Origin of the sequence: Paracoccus rhizosphaerae (assembly GCF_026162645.1) — a bacterium.
In the GTDB taxonomy this organism is placed as follows: Bacteria; Pseudomonadota; Alphaproteobacteria; order Rhodobacterales; family Rhodobacteraceae; genus Paracoccus; species Paracoccus rhizosphaerae.
In genome coordinates this window covers 16,400-33,434 of the sequence record NZ_JAOTBE010000021.1, presented here as the reverse complement: position 1 = coordinate 33,434, position 17,035 = coordinate 16,400, and the positions used below count along the sequence as shown (strand labels likewise).

Annotated in this window: 19 protein-coding genes and 2 tRNA genes; 15 read left to right on the top strand and 6 right to left on the bottom strand. The window is 67.2% G+C overall.

Annotation, left to right across the window (positions count from 1 at the left end):
* Positions 1–388: 388 nt before the first annotated feature.
* Entirely contained in the window at positions 389–2,032 is a 1,644-nt protein-coding gene (locus tag OC184_RS09600; protein WP_265506982.1) for a CTP synthase, read from the bottom strand.
* Positions 2,033–2,186: 154 nt separating this feature from the next.
* The gene (gene secG / locus OC184_RS09595; protein ID WP_265506981.1) at positions 2,187–2,669 is read right to left on the bottom strand and encodes a preprotein translocase subunit SecG; all 483 of its coding nucleotides are present in this window, start codon (positions 2,667–2,669) and stop codon (positions 2,187–2,189) included.
* A 72-nt stretch (positions 2,670–2,741) separates the two neighbouring features.
* Between secG and OC184_RS09590 the strand changes: the two genes are divergently transcribed.
* Genes OC184_RS09590 through OC184_RS09570 form a run of 5 tightly spaced genes read left to right on the top strand, consistent with a single transcriptional unit; the run spans position 2,742 to position 6,923 of the window.
* Positions 2,742–4,172 carry a cobyric acid synthase gene (locus OC184_RS09590; protein ID WP_265506980.1) on the top strand — a complete coding sequence of 477 codons (1,431 nt, stop codon included), beginning with the start codon at positions 2,742–2,744 and terminating at the stop codon, positions 4,170–4,172.
* 57 nt (positions 4,173–4,229) lie between these two features.
* Positions 4,230–5,186, top strand: coding sequence for a 4-hydroxy-3-methylbut-2-enyl diphosphate reductase (gene ispH, locus OC184_RS09585; protein WP_265506979.1), 957 nt, complete (start codon positions 4,230–4,232; stop codon positions 5,184–5,186).
* 60 nt (positions 5,187–5,246) lie between these two features.
* Positions 5,247–5,849, top strand: coding sequence for a glutathione S-transferase family protein (locus OC184_RS09580; RefSeq protein WP_265506978.1), 603 nt, complete (start codon positions 5,247–5,249; stop codon positions 5,847–5,849).
* On the top strand, positions 5,842–6,291 hold the full coding sequence (gene rnhA / locus OC184_RS09575) for a ribonuclease HI (RefSeq protein WP_265506977.1): 450 nt from the start codon (positions 5,842–5,844) through the stop codon (positions 6,289–6,291). Before OC184_RS09580 ends, rnhA begins: the two co-directional genes overlap by 8 nt.
* Positions 6,288–6,923 (top strand): trimeric intracellular cation channel family protein, encoded by a 636-nt coding sequence (locus OC184_RS09570; RefSeq protein ID WP_265506976.1) that lies wholly within the window; start codon positions 6,288–6,290, stop codon positions 6,921–6,923. The genes rnhA and OC184_RS09570 overlap by 4 nt, the downstream gene beginning before the upstream one ends.
* Here OC184_RS09570 and OC184_RS09565 read toward each other — a convergent pair.
* Positions 6,920–7,327, bottom strand: coding sequence for a group III truncated hemoglobin (locus OC184_RS09565; RefSeq protein WP_265506975.1), 408 nt, complete (start codon positions 7,325–7,327; stop codon positions 6,920–6,922). The genes OC184_RS09570 and OC184_RS09565 overlap by 4 nt on opposite strands.
* A gap of 102 nt (positions 7,328–7,429) precedes the next feature.
* Here OC184_RS09565 and queF point away from each other — a divergent pair, with 102 nt between their 5' ends.
* Positions 7,430–7,891, top strand: a complete 462-nt coding sequence (gene queF, locus OC184_RS09560; protein WP_378926925.1) for a preQ(1) synthase — start codon at positions 7,430–7,432, stop codon at positions 7,889–7,891.
* Here queF and OC184_RS09555 read toward each other — a convergent pair.
* Positions 7,888–8,706, bottom strand: a complete 819-nt coding sequence (locus OC184_RS09555) for a DUF6635 family protein (RefSeq protein WP_265506973.1) — start codon at positions 8,704–8,706, stop codon at positions 7,888–7,890. The two genes, queF and OC184_RS09555, sit on opposite strands and share 4 nt — an antisense overlap.
* 199 nt (positions 8,707–8,905) lie before the next feature.
* Here OC184_RS09555 and ileS point away from each other — a divergent pair, with 199 nt between their 5' ends.
* Both ileS and OC184_RS09545 read left to right on the top strand, forming a co-directional pair.
* Positions 8,906–11,860: an isoleucine--tRNA ligase gene (gene ileS, locus OC184_RS09550; protein WP_265506972.1), complete on the top strand. Its 2,955-nt coding sequence runs from the start codon at positions 8,906–8,908 to the stop codon at positions 11,858–11,860.
* Positions 11,857–12,093 carry a DUF3253 domain-containing protein gene (locus OC184_RS09545; protein WP_265506971.1) on the top strand — a complete coding sequence of 79 codons (237 nt, stop codon included), beginning with the start codon at positions 11,857–11,859 and terminating at the stop codon, positions 12,091–12,093. The genes ileS and OC184_RS09545 overlap by 4 nt, the downstream gene beginning before the upstream one ends.
* Position 12,094: 1 nt before the next feature.
* On the opposite strand, the gene OC184_RS09540 is transcribed toward OC184_RS09545, so the two are convergent.
* Positions 12,095–13,096 (bottom strand): hypothetical protein, encoded by a 1,002-nt coding sequence (locus OC184_RS09540; RefSeq protein ID WP_265506970.1) that lies wholly within the window; start codon positions 13,094–13,096, stop codon positions 12,095–12,097.
* 129 nt (positions 13,097–13,225) lie between these two features.
* Positions 13,226–13,309 (bottom strand) — tRNA-Tyr (locus OC184_RS09535).
* Between the two features lie 123 nt (positions 13,310–13,432).
* Between OC184_RS09535 and rlmB the strand changes: the two genes are divergently transcribed.
* The 7 genes from rlmB (at position 13,433) to rplK (ending at position 17,032) form a co-directional block, all read left to right on the top strand.
* Positions 13,433–14,236 carry a 23S rRNA (guanosine(2251)-2'-O)-methyltransferase RlmB gene (gene rlmB / locus OC184_RS09530; RefSeq protein ID WP_265506969.1) on the top strand — a complete coding sequence of 268 codons (804 nt, stop codon included), beginning with the start codon at positions 13,433–13,435 and terminating at the stop codon, positions 14,234–14,236.
* Between the two features lie 88 nt (positions 14,237–14,324).
* Complete coding sequence (locus tag OC184_RS09525) at positions 14,325–14,735, top strand: YHS domain-containing (seleno)protein (RefSeq protein ID WP_265506968.1); 411 nt, start codon at positions 14,325–14,327, stop codon at positions 14,733–14,735.
* Positions 14,736–14,928: 193 nt separating this feature from the next.
* Complete coding sequence (locus OC184_RS09520) at positions 14,929–15,360, top strand: CoA-binding protein (RefSeq protein WP_265506967.1); 432 nt, start codon at positions 14,929–14,931, stop codon at positions 15,358–15,360.
* Positions 15,361–15,421: 61 nt separating this feature from the next.
* A tRNA-Trp gene (locus OC184_RS09515) sits at positions 15,422–15,497 on the top strand.
* A gap of 88 nt (positions 15,498–15,585) precedes the next feature.
* Positions 15,586–15,780 carry a preprotein translocase subunit SecE gene (gene secE, locus OC184_RS09510; protein ID WP_265506966.1) on the top strand — a complete coding sequence of 65 codons (195 nt, stop codon included), beginning with the start codon at positions 15,586–15,588 and terminating at the stop codon, positions 15,778–15,780.
* A gap of 173 nt (positions 15,781–15,953) precedes the next feature.
* Positions 15,954–16,490 carry a transcription termination/antitermination protein NusG gene (gene nusG, locus OC184_RS09505; protein WP_265506965.1) on the top strand — a complete coding sequence of 179 codons (537 nt, stop codon included), beginning with the start codon at positions 15,954–15,956 and terminating at the stop codon, positions 16,488–16,490.
* A gap of 89 nt (positions 16,491–16,579) precedes the next feature.
* Positions 16,580–17,032 (top strand): 50S ribosomal protein L11, encoded by a 453-nt coding sequence (gene rplK / locus OC184_RS09500; protein WP_265506964.1) that lies wholly within the window; start codon positions 16,580–16,582, stop codon positions 17,030–17,032.
* The last annotated feature ends 3 nt before the right edge of the window (positions 17,033–17,035 follow it).

Genomic DNA, 17,035 nt, shown 5'->3' with positions numbered 1-17,035 from the left:
GTTGGCGGCTGCCTATCACCGGACGTGATATCGCCTGACGCTCGACGCCTGCGCAAGGATCTGCGGTTGGAGTCCGCATCCCATATTACGGGACAGAGGCTGCAAACTGCATGGCGTCAAGGTCGTGCCATGCCAGTGGCACGGCACTGACCAGCCTTGTGCAGGGGGGGCGGCCGGGTCGAAGTGCTGTGTGAGCCCGCTTCCCAAGGGGCATCGTGCGCAGTACGTCCCCACGCAGCAGATGCCACAGTCACGGCCTTAAGTGTCGGCAGAAGGTTCCTGCCGCTGCCGCGGAGGCATACAGGAACCGCACGCCGCCCCTAGGCCGTATCTCGTCCGCAGACCGCGGCGACCCAGGCGGGGCCACCGCTGTGGCCTTGGGTTGCCTCTAGACGAGGCGACCTTCCTGCATCGCGGCGCGGACGAAGCCTGCGAACAGCGGCGCGGGCTCGAAGGGCTTCGATTTCAGCTCAGGATGGGACTGGACGCCGATGAACCAGGGGTGGTCGGCATATTCGATCACCTCGGGCAGCTTGCCGTCTGGCGACATGCCCGAGAAGCACAGGCCTGCATCCTCCAGGCGGGCGCGATAGGTGGCGTCGACCTCGTACCGGTGGCGGTGGCGATCCTCGATCTCTGTCACGCCGCCATAGATCTCGGAGATGCGGGAGCCTTCGGTCAGCACCGCCGTATAGGCGCCAAGCCGCATCGTGCCGCCCTTGTCGTCGCCGACCTTGCGCTGGACCATATAATTGCCCTGTACCCATTCCTTGAGGTGATAGACGACCGGGGTGAAGCGCGTCTGCCCCGCCTCGTGGTCAAACTCTTCGGAGCCTGCATCGGGCATGTCGGCCAGATTGCGCGCGGCCTCGATCACGGCCATCTGCATGCCCAGGCAGATGCCCAGATAAGGCACCTTCTTCTCGCGCGCATAGCGGGCCGCGGTCACCATGCCTTCGGTCCCACGCTCTCCGAAGCCGCCGGGAACGATGATGCCGTGATAGCCGTCCAGAAGATGCGCGCCTTCGCCCTCCAGCTTTTCGCTGTCGACCCAGTCGGCCTTGACGCGGACCCGGTTCGCCATGCCGCCATGGGTCAGTGCCTCGGCGATGGATTTGTACGCGTCTTCCAACTGCGTGTACTTGCCCACGACGGCGATGTTCACCTGGCCCTCGGCATGTTCCAGGCGGTCCATGACGTCTTCCCACTTCGACAGGTCTGGGCGCGGAGCCGGACTGATCTGGAAGGCGTCGAGGACGGCGCGGTCGAGGCCGGCACGGTGATAGGCCAGCGGTGCCTCGTAGATTGTCTTGAGGTCATAGGCCGGAATAACGGCATCCGGGCGCACGTTGCAAAAGAGCGCAATCTTGGCGCGTTCCTTCTCCGGGATCGGGTGCTCGGACCGGCAGACCAGCACGTCGGGCGCAAGGCCGATCGACTGAAGCTCCTTCACGCTGTGCTGGGTGGGCTTGGTCTTCAGCTCGCCACTCGCGGCCAGATAGGGCAGCAGCGTCAGGTGCATGAGGATGCATTCGCCGCGCGGACGCTCGTGGATGAACTGGCGGATCGCCTCGAAGAAGGGCAGGCCCTCGATGTCACCGACGGTGCCGCCGATCTCGCACAGCATGAAATCGACCTCGTCCGCGCCGATCGCCAGGAAGTCCTTGATCTCGTTCGTGACGTGGGGGATCACCTGGATGGTCTTGCCCAGGTATTCACCCCGGCGCTCCTTCTCCAGCACGTTCGAATAGATCCGGCCCGACGATACGCTGTCGGTGCGCCGTGCGCTGACGCCAGTGAAGCGTTCATAATGGCCCAGGTCCAGATCGGTTTCCGCGCCATCGTCGGTCACGAAGACCTCGCCATGCTCGAACGGGCTCATCGTGCCGGGATCGACGTTCAGGTAGGGGTCCAGCTTGCGCAGCCTGACGGTAAAGCCGCGAGCCTGCAGCAGCGCCCCCAGCGCCGCCGAGGCCAGACCCTTGCCAAGGGACGAGACGACGCCGCCGGTGATGAAGATGTAACGCGCCATGAGGCCCCCGTGATGTGCAAGTTCTGTCAGTCTGCGGGCCGCCTGGACGACCAGCATCACGGGAGTCGGACAATAACCCAATAGCCCCGTGGCCGCAACGGACCGCAAGTTCGGTGGGGGCGGCAGGACGCCGCCCCGGTCGGTGGTGTGCTGATTAGTTGGCGGGCGGAACCTGCGGCTCGGCCGCGGGGGGCGTGACCGCTTCGGCCGCCGGTGCCGGGGCTTCGGTTGCCGGTGTCGCGGCTTCGGGCGCGTCAGCGGCGGGTGCGGGCTCGGGCGCCGGCGGGGTCAGCGGGTTGCCGCCGGTCGCGGGCGGCGGGGTATAAGCCGGAAGACCGGGCAGCGCGGGTGCATCGGGCTGGCTGCTTTCGGGCACGCCCAACTGGTCCAGGACCGATCCCGTCGTCGCCTGCCGCGCCGCCAGAACCGTCAGCCCCAGCGAGGTGCAGAAGATCGCGATGCCGAAGATCCAGGTCAGCCGCGTCATGGCATTCGCCGCCTGACGGCCGGACATGACGCCGCCTGCGCCACCACCGCCGCCCATGCCCAGCCCGCCCCCTTCGGAGCGTTGCAGCAGCACGACCCCGGTCAGCAGCACTGCCAGGATCAGATGGACGGTCAGAATGACGTTTTCCACGGCTTTCGGCCTTTCATTTGCGGACGCGCCTATCTAGTCACCCCGACAGGTGATGGCAAGCAAGAGTGTCCCATGACGGCGGTGATGATCCAGGGCACCGGCTCGAATGTCGGAAAGTCGCTGCTGGTCGCGGGGCTGTGCCGGGCCGCACGCCGCCGGGGGCTGTCGGTCGCGCCCTTCAAGCCGCAGAACATGTCGAACAACGCTGCGGTGACGGGTGACGGAGGAGAGATCGGCCGCGCGCAGGCGCTGCAGGCGCGGGCCTGCGGTCTTGATCCGCATACCGACATGAACCCGGTCCTGCTGAAGCCCGAGACCGACACTGGATCGCAGGTGATCCTGCAGGGGCGCGCCATTGGGCGGGCGCAGGCGCGGGACTATGCCGCGCTGAAGCCACGCCTGCTGGAGGGCGTCTTGGACAGCTTCGCGCGGCTGCGTGCCGCGCATGACCTGGTCATCGTCGAAGGCGCCGGCAGCCCGGCCGAGGTGAACCTGCGTCCCCGCGACATCGCCAACATGGGCTTTGCACGGGCCGCGGGCGTGCCGGTGGTGCTGGCGGGCGACATTGATCGGGGCGGGGTGATTGCGCAGATCGTGGGCACGCAGGCGGTGATCGATTCGGACGACGCGGCGATGGTCCGGGGGTTCCTGATCAACAAGTTCCGCGGTGACCCGCGCTTGTTCGACGACGGCTATCGTCTGATCGAGGAGCGCACCGGCTGGCACGGCTTTGGCGTCCTTCCGTGGTTCGCGGGCGCCCACCGCCTGCCGGCCGAGGATGCGGTCGATCTGCGCAGCGGCGGGGGCGAAGGGCTGCACGTTGTCTGCCTGACCCTGTCGCGGATCGCCAATTTCGACGATCTCGACCCGCTGGCGGTCGAACCCGGCGTGCGTCTGACGATGCTGAGGGCCGGGCAGGTGATTCCCGGCGATGCGGATCTGGTGATCCTGCCGGGGACCAAGTCCACGATGGGCGATCTGGCCTTCCTGCGCGCGCAGGGCTGGGACGTGGATCTGGCCGCGCATCGGCGGCGTGGTGGCTATGTGCTTGGCATCTGCGGTGGCTACCAGATGCTGGGTCAGCAGATCATCGACCCATCGGGCTCGGACGGCGTGGCGGGGCAGGTGCCGGGGCTGGGGCTTCTGGACGTCGCCACCGTCATGTCGCCGGACAAGCGGGTGGTTCGCGTGGCGGGCACCGCCTTGGGCCAGCCGGTGACCGGATACGAAATCCACATGGGCCGAACCTCTGGCCCTGACTGCGCGCGGCCCTTCGCCCACGTACCTGAGGCGGACGGGGCCGTCAGCACCGACGGGCGGGTCATGGGCAGCTATCTTCACGGGCTGTTTTCCGACGACGGGTTCCGGGCCGCCTATCTGGCGCGGCTTGGCGTCAGGTCGCAACCTGGGTTCGAGGCGGGAGTGGATGCCGCGCTGGACGATTTGGCCGATCACCTGGAGGCGCATCTGGATGTGGCGGGCCTGCTGTCGGTCGGTCGCTGAGGCGGATGTGACCTGCTGGCGCTGGACGAGGGCAGGGCTTCGCGCTACCTCGGGGACATGGAACATGCAAAGCCGCCCCTGACCCTGTACCTGGCCGCCCCGCGCGGTTTCTGCGCCGGCGTGGACCGCGCGATCAAGATCGTCGAGATGGCGCTGCAGAAATGGGGCGCCCCTGTCTATGTCCGCCACGAGATCGTGCACAACAAGTTCGTGGTGGACAGCCTGCGCGACAAGGGCGCCGTCTTCGTGGAGGAACTGGACGACTGTCCCGACGACCGTCCGGTGATCTTTTCGGCGCATGGCGTTCCCAAAGCGGTGCCCGCCGAGGCGCAGCGGCGCCAGATGGTCTATGTCGACGCCACATGTCCGCTGGTCAGCAAGGTCCATATCGAGGCCGAGCGTCATCACGCGAACGGCCTGCAGATGGTGATGATTGGGCATGAGGGCCACCCAGAGGTCCTGGGAACCATGGGCCAGCTGCCCGAGGGCGAGGTGATCCTGGTCGAGACGGCCGAGGACGTGGCAAAGATCTCGCCCCGCGATCCGCTGGCGCTGGCCTTCATCACCCAGACGACGCTGTCGGTGGACGACACGGCGGGCATCGTCGAGGCGCTGAAGGCGCGGTTCCCGGCCATCGTCGGCCCGGCCAAGGAAGATATCTGCTATGCCACCACCAACCGTCAGACGGCGGTCAAGGAAGTGGCGCCCAAGATCGACGCGCTTCTGGTGATCGGGGCGCCGAATTCCAGCAACTCCAAGCGGCTGGTCGAGGTGGGGCGTGCCGCGGGCTGCGCCTATTCGCAGCTGGTGATGCGGGCCGATCAGATCGACTGGCGAGCGATGGAGGGTGTGCGTTCGGTTGGTGTCACCGCAGGCGCCAGTGCGCCCGAGGTGCTGGTGAACGAGGTGGTGGACGCGTTCCGTGACCGGTTCGACGTCACCGTCGAGGTTGTCGAGACGGCGATCGAGCGGGTCGAATTCAAGGTGCCGCGGGTCCTGCGCGAGACCGCCTGAGCGCCGGGGGCCGGCCCCCGGACCCCCCGGGGTATTTCCAGCAAAGAAGAAGGAGCGGGCGTGCGGCTTTATTCGATGCCCTCGTCGGGCAACAGCTATAAGGTGCGATTGCTGGCGGCGCTGACCGGCCGGGCGCTGGAGCGCGTGGATTGCGAGGCCGGGTCGGTGGCATTGGCCAAGGCGAAAGCAGCGGGTGTGCTGCCGTTTGGCAAGCTGCCGGCGCTGGCGCTGGAGAGCGGCGCCGTGCTGGGCGAATCGAATGCAATCTTGTGCTTTCTGGGTGAGGGATCGCGTTTCTGGCCGGTGGACCCGGTTCAGCGGGCGCAGATGCTAGGCTGGATGTTCTGGGAGCAGTACAATCACGAACCGGTAATTGCTGTGCGCCAGTCGCTGCTGTCCTATCCCGACCGGGCCGCCGATGCCACGCCGGAGCGGATGGCCGATCTGCTGGCGCGCGGGCAGGCGCTGCTGGGGGTGATGGATCGCGCGTTGGAAGGGCGGGAGTGGTTGGTGGGGCAGCCGAGTCTGGCCGATGTTTGCCTCTATGCCTATACCCACACCGCCGAGGTGCGAGGCGGGTTCGATCTTTCGGGGATGCCGGCGCTGCGCGCCTGGCTGGATCGCGTGGCGGCACTGCCGGGGCATGTGGCGATCGATGGCTGAGCTATTCGCCTGGACCGACGGCGCATGCAGCGGCAATCCCGGCCCCGGCGGCTGGGGCGTCCTGATGCGCGCGCTGGAGGGCGAGACCGTCCTCAAGGAACGCGAGATGGCCGGCGGCGAGGCCGCGACCACCAACAACCGGATGGAGTTGATGGCCGCGATCAGCGCGCTGGAGGCGCTGACGCGGCCCAGCCGGATCGTGATCGTCACCGACAGCGCCTATGTGAAGAACGGCGTCACGCAGTGGATCCACGGCTGGAAGCGCAACGGCTGGAAGACCGCCGACAGGAAACCCGTGAAGAACGTCGAGCTGTGGCAGCGGCTGGACACCGCGCAGGCCACGCACAAGGTCGAGTGGCGCTGGATCAAGGGACATGCCGGCCACGCCGAGAACGAGCGCGCGGACGAGTTGGCCCGCGAAGGCATGGCGCCCTTCAAATGACGCTCGACCCGCTGGTCGCCGCGCTGGATTACGGCTCGGTCCTGATCTTCGCGCTGACCGGGGCGCTGGTCGCCAGCCGGGCGCAGCTGGACCCGGTGGGCTTCATCTTCATGGCGGCGATGACGGCCGTGGGCGGGGGGACGCTGCGCGACCTGATCCTGGGACAGCCGCAGGTCTTCTGGGTGGCGCGCCCGTCGCTGGTCGTCGTCGCGGCGGGGGCGGCGATGGTGGTCTTCTGGACGGCGCACCTGTTCGAAAGCCGCTACCGCCTGCTTCTGTGGCTGGACGTCTTCGCCCTGTCGGTGGCCGTGCCCGCCGGAGTCGGCGTGGCGCTGGAGGGTGGCTTCAGCCCGATCATCGTGGTCATCATGGGCGTCGTCACCGGCACCTTCGGCGGGCTGATGCGCGACGTCGTCGGCAACGAGGTGCCGCTGGTCCTCAAGCAGGGCGAGATCTATCTGACCGCCGCCTTCGGCGGGGCGTTGACCGCCGTGACGCTGGCGGGGCTGGAGGTCGGGCAGGCCTGGGCGCTGATGGCCTGCGGTCTGGTGACGTTCATCCTGAGGGCAGGCGGGCTGGCGCGCGGCTGGCGTCTGCCGGTCTATCGGCCGCGACCGCCGCGCAACCGCTAACGCAGCACCGGCGGGCCGCTGCGCCCCGCGTCGATGTTCTGCACCCCGGCCCGAAGCCCTTGGCCGATGCGGTGCGCCAGCTGCGACCAGGCGCGCGCGCTCCACGGCGGCAGGGTGCGGCGGAGCGATTCGTCGAACAGCGCCAGCCAGATCTCGAAATGTTCGGGGCGGACATTGCCAGCCTGCAGATGCGCGCGCATCGGGCTGCCGTTGTAGCCCGCCTTGTGCATGATCGCGCCTTTCCAGAAGGCGGCGATCCGATCCTCGTGCGCTGACCAGTCGCCGATATGCTCGGCGAAGATCGGCGCCAGGACCTCGTGCCGGCGCACGGCGGCATAGAAGGTGGCGACGACGCGGGCGATCTCGGCCTCGGTGATGTCGAAGCGGGGGGGCAGGCTCTCCATGTGCCGCATCTGGGGCAGGGCGGGCGCGGTTGCAAGGGGCTTTCGGGGGATGCTATGGCAGGCCTCCGGTCGCAGCCCACCCGGTCAAAACAGGAGCCTCAGTTGAGCCACTATACCGACGCGCTGACCCAGCTTGGCGCCAACACGCCGCTGCCGCAGCACCCCGACAAGGCCGTGCTGGAGCGCGTGCCGAACCCGCAGCCCGGCCAGACCTATGCCGTGCGCTTTACCCAGCCCGAGTTCACCAGCCTGTGCCCGCTGACGGGACAGCCCGATTTCGCGCATCTGGTGATCGACTATGTGCCCGGCGACTGGCTGGTCGAATCGAAGTCGCTGAAGCTGTTTCTGGGCAGCTTCCGCAACCACGGTGCCTTCCACGAGGACTGCACCGTCGGCATCGGCCGCCGCATCGCCGACCTGCTGTCGCCCCAGTGGCTGCGGATCGGCGGTTACTGGTACCCGCGCGGCGGCATGCCGATCGACGTCTTCTGGCAGACGGGCCCTGTGCCGCAGGGGCTGTGGCTGCCGGATCAGGGCGTGCCGACCTATCGCGGGCGCGGCTAGCGCAGCGACCGCCACAGGACCGACAGCGTGTCGACCAGATCGCCCGCCCGCGCCAGAAGATGCTCTGGCGCGACGGTATCGGCGCCCGCCTCCAGCTGCGCCAGCATACGCGACAGGCGGCGTCGGTGGATGCCAGTCCACAGCTGCACCGGGTCCGCGATCAGCCCCGCGAAGGTGGTGACAAGTGATCCCGCGACAGCCAGGGCCACGCCGGTGGCCACGACGGTCAGGGGCGAAAGCTCGACCGGGAAGGCCCAGTACCACGCCCGGCCAAGCGTGTCGCCCAAAGCAAAGTCCCGCACCGCCGCACCATGCGCCCGCATCTGTGCCATCGGCCCGGCGAGCGAGATCACGCCCGGCGTGGGCCGGTGGAACAGCATGATGCCCAAGCCCAGAACGATCACCGATGTCGTGATCTCGGCCACGGCATTGCGGGTCTCCGCGTGGCGGCGGATGGCATCGGCGATACGGTCGGGCGGGGCATCGGGGCCAAGGCCCTGCGCCTGCAGTTCGGCGACCAGCGCGTGAAGGTCGGCCTCGATCCGTGTCGAGACGTCTGACCTGAGGAACACCCGCCGCGTGCGCAGCCAGGCGCCCGCCCGCCCGACGCCAAGCCGCGACAGCAGCCAGCCCGACAGTTGCATCAGCAGGGCCACGGGCGCCAGCATCACGTTCAGCGGCGCGCGCAGCAGGTCCAGGCCGATCGCATGACGGTGCAGGTCCAGCGTGCCGCGCAGCCCATAGCGGCGCGCGGCAAAGCGGCGCAGGGCCGCGTCCCTGCGCGTCCATGTCGTGCGAAGCGTGGCAGGCTGCATCAAGGTCCCCGTGGCTTGTGGCAGCCTACCCTGGGCGCCGCGGCGGCGCTAGGTTCGGCGCTTGCAGGCAATGTCCGCGCTTTCTATAGAAGGCGCATGAAATTCCCGGCGTTCGGATCCCGAATTAGCAGCCCGGCGGCGTGAGGTCTCACGCCGCCGGGTCAGCCTTGTCCGAACATCTCTCGAAGGAACGCCCCCGATGGCCGACACGACGACGCCCGACAGCACGAAGACCGATACCCCCGACTACCGTGACACGGTCTTCCTGCCGCAGACCGACTTCCCCATGCGCGCGGGTCTGCCGCAGCGCGAGCCCGAGTGGCTGGAGCGGTGGGCGCGCATCGGCATTTATGACCGGCTGCGGGACAAGGCGGGCGGACGGGTGCCGTTCGTGCTGCATGACGGTCCGCCCTATGCGAACGGGCACCTGCATATCGGCCACGCTCTGAACAAGACCATCAAGGACATCATCGTGCGCAGCCATCAGATGATGGGCCGCGATGCGCGCTATGTGCCCGGCTGGGACTGCCACGGCCTGCCGATAGAATGGAAGATCGAGGAGAAGTACCGCAAGGAAGGCCGCGACAAGGACGCGGTCGACGTGGTGGAGTTCCGCCAGGAATGCCGCCGCTTCGCCGAGGAATGGGTGGCCATCCAGCGCGACGAATTCCAGCGGCTGGGGATCACCGGGGCCTGGGACCGGCCCTATCTGACGATGGACTTTCACGCCGAGGCGGTCATCGCGGCCGAGTTCATGAAGCTGCTGATGAACGGCTCGCTTTATCAGGGCTCGAAGCCCGTGATGTGGTCGCCGGTCGAGAAGACGGCGCTGGCCGAGGCAGAGGTCGAATACCACGACCACACCAGCCACACGATCTGGGTGCGTTTTCCGGTGGCGTCGCAGTCGGACTTCGCGCCGCTGGACGGCTGCCTGCGCACCGACCTGCTGGAGGCATCGGTGGTGATCTGGACCACAACGCCATGGACGATCCCGCAGAACAGGGCCGTCGCCTTCAACCCGGCCATTGCCTATGGCCTTTATGAGGTCACCGAGGCCGCGGAAAACACTACCGCCAAGGCCGGAGAGAAGATCGTGCTGGCCGACGCGCTGGCGGAAGCCGTCATGGGTTCGGCGAAGGTCACGGGCCACAGGCGCCTGCGGACGGTGGGTGCCGATGAGCTGGCGGCGCTGGTGCTGGCCCACCCGCTGCGTGGCGTCGAGGGGGGCGCGGGCGAGTGGGACTATGACGTGCCGATGCTGCCCGGCGATCACGTCACCGACGATGCGGGCACGGGCTTTGTCCACACCGCGCCCAGCCACGGCGACGACGACTATCAGCTGGGCCTGCGCTTCAAGCTGCCGATGACCTACAACGTCGAGCCCGACGGCAGCTATCGCAAGGACCTGCCGCTGTTCGGCGGAGAGGCCATCGTGGCCCCCGACGGCAAGGACGGGCCGGCCAATGTCAGCGTGATCAAGCAGCTGGCCTGGGCGGGCGCCCTTCTGGCCAAGGGCAAGATCAAGCACAGCTACCCGCACAGCTGGCGGTCCAAGGCCCCGCTGATCTATCGCAACACGCCCCAGTGGTTCGCGGCCATCGACAAGCCGCTGGACGACGGAATGGGCACCTATGGCGACACGATCCGCATGCGGGCGCTGACTTCGATCGACAAGCTGGTCAAATGGTGGCCGCAGAGCGGGCGCAACCGCATCCATTCGATGGTGGAGAACCGCCCTGACTGGGTGCTGTCGCGCCAGCGGGCCTGGGGCGTGCCCCTGACCTGCTTCGTGAAGAAGGGGGCCAGGCCCACCGACCCGGACTTCCTGTTGCGCGACGAAGCCGTGAACAACCGCATCGTCGCGGCCTTCGAGACCGACGGCGCCGATGTCTGGTACTCTGCCGGCTTCAAGGAGAGGATGCTGGACGGCATCGCCGACCCTGCCGCCTATGACCAGGTCATGGACGTGCTGGACGTGTGGTTCGACAGCGGCTCGACCCACAGCTTCGTTCTGCGCGACCGCGAGGACGGGGCCGCAGATGGCATCGCCGATGTCTATATGGAAGGCACCGACCAGCATCGCGGCTGGTTCCAGTCCTCGCTGCTGCAGGCCAGCGCGACGAAGGGCCGCGCGCCCTACCGCAATGTGGTCACGCACGGCTTCACGCTGGACGAGAAGGGCATGAAGATGTCCAAGTCGCTTGGCAACACGATCGTGCCGGCCGAGGTCATCAAGCAGTACGGCGCCGACATCCTGCGGCTGTGGGTGGCGCAGGCGGACTATACCGCCGACCAGCGCATCGGCCCCGAGATCCTGAAGGGTACCGCCGACAGCTATCGCCGCCTACGCAACACGCTGCGCTTCCTGCTGGGCGCGCTCAGCGGCTTCGACGAAAGCGAACGCCTGGACCATGCCCAGATGCCCGAGCTGGAGCAGTGGGTGCTGCACCGCCTGGCGCAGCTGGATCACCAGGTCCGCAAGGGCTATGCCCAGTTCGACTTCCAGGGCGTGTTCCAGATGCTGTTCCAGTTCTGCACCGTCGAGCTGTCGGCCTTCTATTTCGACATCCGCAAGGACGCGCTTTACTGCGATGCGGCGGACAGCCCGCGCCGGCGTGCGGCGCGGACGGTGCTGGACATCCTGTATCACCGACTGGTCACCTGGCTGGCGCCGATCCTGCCGTTCACGACCGAGGACGTGTGGCTGTCGCGCTTCCCGTCGGAAGAGGACAGCGTGCACCTGCACGACTTCCCGACGACACCCGCGGACTGGCTGAACGAGCCTCTGGCGGCGAAGTGGGACCAGGTCCGCCGCGCCCGCCGGGTCGTCACCGCGGCGCTGGAGCTGAAGCGCACCGACAAGACCATCGGCGCCAGCCTCGAGGCTGCTCCGGTCGTCCATGTCGAGGATGCCGGCATGCTTGATGCGCTGAAGTCGGTCGCCTTCGCGGATGTCTGCATCACCTCGGACCTGTCGCTGACCCGCGACCCCGCCCCGCAAGAGGCATTCCGCATGGCCGAGGCGCCGGGAATCGGCGTCGTCTTCGAGACTGCTGACGGGCAGAAGTGCCAGCGCTGCTGGAAGATCCTGCCGGACGTCGGCACGCACCCCCATCCGGGTGTCTGCGCGCGCTGCGACGACGTGCTGGAATGATAGAGCCCGACCTGCGCAGGGCGATCCTTGCGCAGGTCGATGCCCTGCGGCCGGATACCACCTGCTGCCCCAGCCAGATCGCGCGGAACCTCGCCCCGGATTGGCGGCCGCTGATGGCGCCCCTGCGGGCCGAGGCGCTTTTATTGGCGGCCGAGGGGCGCATTCGCGTTCTGCAGGGTGGAAGGGACGCTGGACCGGCCCCGCGCGGGCCTGTGCGTCTGGCGCGGTCCTAGATCAGACCAGCCACCAGCCGCGGGCCTTTAACTGGTTGCGGATCTGCTTTTCCGTGGCCGGCGATGGTCGGCCGGCGAAGATCGGCCGCACCTTCTGGCGCCCCTTTTCCTGATAGACCAGCTTTCTGGCCGGTTCCCACTCGCGCAGCACGCGCTTGATCGGCTTGTCGGCGACGGCGGCTTCCAGCCGCTGGATAACGGCGTCGTCCTGTCGCGCATAGAGCAAAGGCAGCTTGCGATAGTGGCAGGTGACATTGCCGTCCAGGCCGTCCAGCTCGGGGCCGGGCCGGCCGCCGCCGAAGCTGTGGATCAGGGGCGGCAGTACGATCTGGTCCAGCCAGGGGTCGAAGACCTGGCAAGCCAACTCATCATGCGGATCGTCGCGAATCGCCAGCGCCCATTCCAGGAATCGGTGGCCAAATTCCGCGGGATCGGCGCCGAAGAACCAGCCCGCGTTGAAGTATAGGTACCGCTCCCAGTGCTCGTCCGGCTGCGAGAGATCGAGGGTCGGGGTGAAGTCCAGCCCGAAGCGGTCATAGATCGACTTCCAGATCCCGCCAAAGCCCGGACCATAGAGCGGCGGCTTGGGCCATGTCCCCTCGCGGCGCATTGAGGCCGAGGGGCGGGCGAAGTCGAACGGCACGCGGTCCAGGGGGCCGGTCACCAGCGTGTCGGTGTCGAAGAACAGGAACGGCTGGCCGGGGGGCAGCAGCGACAGCGCCTCGATCTTGTTGCCTTGCGGATAGGCGGCGCCGAAATGCCGGGCAACGAACGGCGTGATCTGGCCCCCGAGGCCGGTCAGCAGATCGCGGCAGGGGGCGCTGATCCGGGTTTCGTGGCCGGACCACGCCCCCTCGGGCAGGGGCTCTGCGATGATGACCGGGGCCGTCCAGTCAGGCGCCGCAGCGCGGAGGCTGGCCAGGAAGATTACCGCCTCGAATTGCAGGCGCCCCGCCTGCGCCACGATCAGAAGGTTCGGCTGCGGGTTGCTGCGCTGTGACACCTGACCTCCGCTGGTTTCAATCTGGCGGATGATAGGCGCCTTGCGTGGGCAGCAAAACCCACGATCGACATGCGGGCCGCGCATGCAACCTTGGGGCTGTACCCACATCACCATACTATCGAAGGGAAGTGGTGGGCGACCCTGGAATCGAACCAGGCATGGGTCTCCCCGGCGGAGTTACAGTCCGCTGCCGCACCTTGCAGCACGTCGCCCGCCGATCGCTTTCGGCGTGCGGCGGTGATTAACGGCCCCGCCGGGGGGCGTCAAGCAGATTTCCGGGGCTTGCGCGACGACGCCGCGACGCGCAGAGAAGGGACCGGAACAAAGGAGCCCGCGATGGCCGAGCGCACCGGAAAAGCCAAGAAGCCCACCTGGGTCATCGACAAGGAACGCGCCCGTCGCGCCGCCGCGGCCGAGACGGTCTGGCTGTTCGGCCTGCATGCGGTGCGCGACGCCTTGGCCAACCCGTCCCGAGAGAAGCTGCGACTGGTCGTCACCCAGAACGCGGTGGCGAGGCTGGGCGATCTGCACGGTATGACGCCCGAGATCACCGATCCGCGAGTCTTTGACAAGACGGTGCCGCTGGCCGGCGAAAGCGTTCACCAGGGCGCAGCGCTCGAGGTGAAGCCGCTGAAATGGGGCAGCCTCAGCGAGGTGGCGCTGCGCGAGGCGCCGGGTGAGACGCGCCCGTTGCTGGTGGCGCTGGACCGGGTGACGGACCCGCACAACATCGGCGCGATCCTGCGTTCGGCCGAGGTGTTCGGCGCCCGCGCCGTCATCGCGCCGCACCGCCATTCCGCACCCGAGACCGGGGCGCTGGCCAAGACCGCCTCTGGCGCGCTGGAGCGGCAGCCCTATCTGCGCGTCCCGAACCTGGCCGAGGCGCTGACACAGCTGAAGAACATGGGCTTCATCCTTGTGGCCTTGGACGGCACGGGCGAAGAATCGCTGCCAGACCTGCTGGGGACGCTGTCAGGGCGCGCCATCTGCCTTGTCCTCGGCGCCGAGGGGCCTGGCATGCGGGAACTGACGCTGAAAACCTGCGATCATGTCGCGCGGATTCCCTTCGCCGCCGATTTCGGCTCGCTCAACGTCTCGAATGCGGCGGCGGTGGCGCTTTATGCGGCAGGGCGTGCCTGAAGATCACATGCTTGCGACGTTCCTGCCGCGCGCGTTGATATCACGGACGCCGGGTGCCAAAGACGCTTGGTCCCAACCTCGAGTCGCCATGCGCCGTTTCGCCCTTGCCCTGCTGATGTCGATCCTGGCCGCACTGCCTGCGGCGGCGCAGGACTGGGCGCTTGGCGGGTTCGATCCCGTGGGCTATGTCAGCGCCGGTCGCCCCGTGCCCGGCCGCAGCGACATCGCCACGATGTGGCGCGGCATGATCTGGCACTTCGCATCCGAGGAAAATCGCGCCCGGTTTGAGGCTGATCCGCGCGCCTATGCGCCCCGGCTGGGGGGGATGTGCCCGTTGTCGATCATCGAGGGCGATCCCCAACCCGGCGATCCGCGCCACTTCCTGGTGCGGCAGGACGGCCTCTACCTGTTCCGGTCGGCCGAGGCCGGACGGAAGGTCCGCAGCAACCCCGATGAGGTGCTGGGACGTGCGCGGGCGGCTTGGGCGCAAATGCAATGACAAATGTCTGCCAGTCACGAATTCGCGAGCGGTGTGGAACTTTCCGACTTGATGCCCATTTACATCACTGAACATGACCCCGGAACGGTCATGTTCGGATCACTGTCCCTCGTTCCGTGACTTGCGCCCGGCCATCATGTGGACCGGGCGCCTTTTATATGCGACGTTCGTCACCAGGGATCAGGGAGGTTTCATGGACATTGACACGACGGAAGACGACGATATCGCTCGGATCGCCCGGACCACGCGTGTCGTGGCGGTGGTCGGCCTGTCGCCGAACGAGGCCCGCGCCAGCTGGGGCGTGGCCCGCTATCTGCAGGCGATCGGCATGAAGGTGATCCCGGTGAACCCCGGACATGCCGGACACCAGATCCTGGGCGAGGAAGTCTATGCTACCTTGTCCGACATTCCTGCCGATCGCGGCGTCGAGATGGTGGACATCTTCCACCGCTCGGAGGCTGTGTCGGAGGTGGTCGACGAGGCGCTGGCGCATCTTCCCGACCTGAAGGTGATCTGGACGCAATTGGGCATTCGCGGCGATCAGGCCGCGACCCGCGCCCGCAAGGCCGGCGTGACGGTGATCCAGGACCGCTGCCCCAAGATCGAATTTCCGCGCCATCGGTGAGGGGCCGCGGGGTTATCCGCTTGACGACCGGCCGGGCAGCTTCTAAGTGAGGCCGGACCTCAGGGGTATAGCTCAGTTGGTAGAGCATCGGTCTCCAAAACCGAGGGTCGTGGGTTCGAGTCCCCCTGCCCCTGCCAGGTCCTTCCGCCAGGTCCCATGCCAATCGGCTTGAAATGGCGGGCGGCGTTCGATAGATCAGCGCCTGCACTTGCGAAGGAGCCTGCCTTGGCCAATCCCGTCCAGTTCATCAACCAGGTCCGCGCCGAGGCGGCGAAGATCACGTGGCCGACCCGGCGAGAGGTCGTCACGACCACGATCATGGTCCTGGTCTTCGCCTCGATCACCAGCCTGTTCTTCTTCCTGGTGGACCTGGCGATCCGCACCGGCCTGACGCAGGGTCTGCGGCTGATCAGCGGCTGATCGGGGCTTGCATTTACCGGGCAGGGGCGTTAATTGCCCCCGACTGTCCGGCAAGACGGCGTGCATCGGAAACCCGCATGCGCGCCGATGTCAGTTTTCGGAAGCACAGAAATTCAGGGGTTTGACGCCGACCAGGTGTGATTCCTCAAAGATGAGCAGGGGTCGATCGAGACATGGCAAAGCGTTGGTATTCGGTCAGTGTCCTGTCGAACTTCGAAAAGAAGGTCGCCGAGGCGATTCGCCAGGCCGTCGCCGAGAAGGGCCTCGAGGAGCAGATCGACGAGGTTCTGGTCCCGACCGAGGAAGTGATCGAGATCCGCCGCGGCAAGAAGGTCACGTCGGAACGCCGCTTCATGCCGGGATACGTGCTGGTCCACATGGACATGTCGGACCGGACCTACCACCTGGTCAACTCGATCAACCGCGTCACCGGGTTCCTGGGCGCGCAGGGCAAGCCGATGCCGATGCGCGACGACGAGGTGAACGCGATGCTGAACCGTTCGGGCGACGGCGAACCCGCCGCGCCGCGTAACCTGATCCGCTTCGACGTGGGCGAGAAGGTGAATGTGACCGACGGTCCGTTCGAAGGCTTCTCGGGGATGGTCGAGGAGGTCGACGAGATCTCGTCGCGGATCAAGGTCACGGTGTCGATCTTCGGTCGGCCCACGCCGGTCGAACTGGAATTCACGCAGGTCTCGAAGACCGCGTGATTGGCTGCGGGAGGTTCCGGTCCCTGTCGGGGCGCGGGCCGCACCGCTAAATCGGCCCATCCGGGCTTGATGATGAAGGAGAAGGCCAGATGGCCAAGAAGGTAGTTGGCAGCCTCAAGCTGCAGATCAAGGCGGGGCAGGCAAACCCGTCGCCCCCCGTCGGCCCGGCCCTGGGTCAGCGGGGCATCAACATCATGGCGTTCTGCAAAGAGTTCAACGCCAAGACGCAGGAGATGGAGCAGGGCGCGCCCGTGCCCGTCGTCATCACCTATTACGCCGACAAGTCGTTCAGCTTCGAGACGAAGACGCCCCCGGCGTCCTTCCTGCTGAAGAAGGCCGCCGGCCTGAAGCCGGTCGGCAAGCGCAACCGCGCCAAGGGTTCGGAAAAGCCGGGTCGCGCCAGCGCCGGTTCCGTGACCGTCAAGCAGGTCCGCGAGATTGCCGAGACCAAGATGAAGGATCTGTCCGCGACCGATATCGACGCCGCGATGAAGATCATCGTCGGCTCGGCCCGTTCGATCGGCATCGAGGTGAAGGGCTAAGTC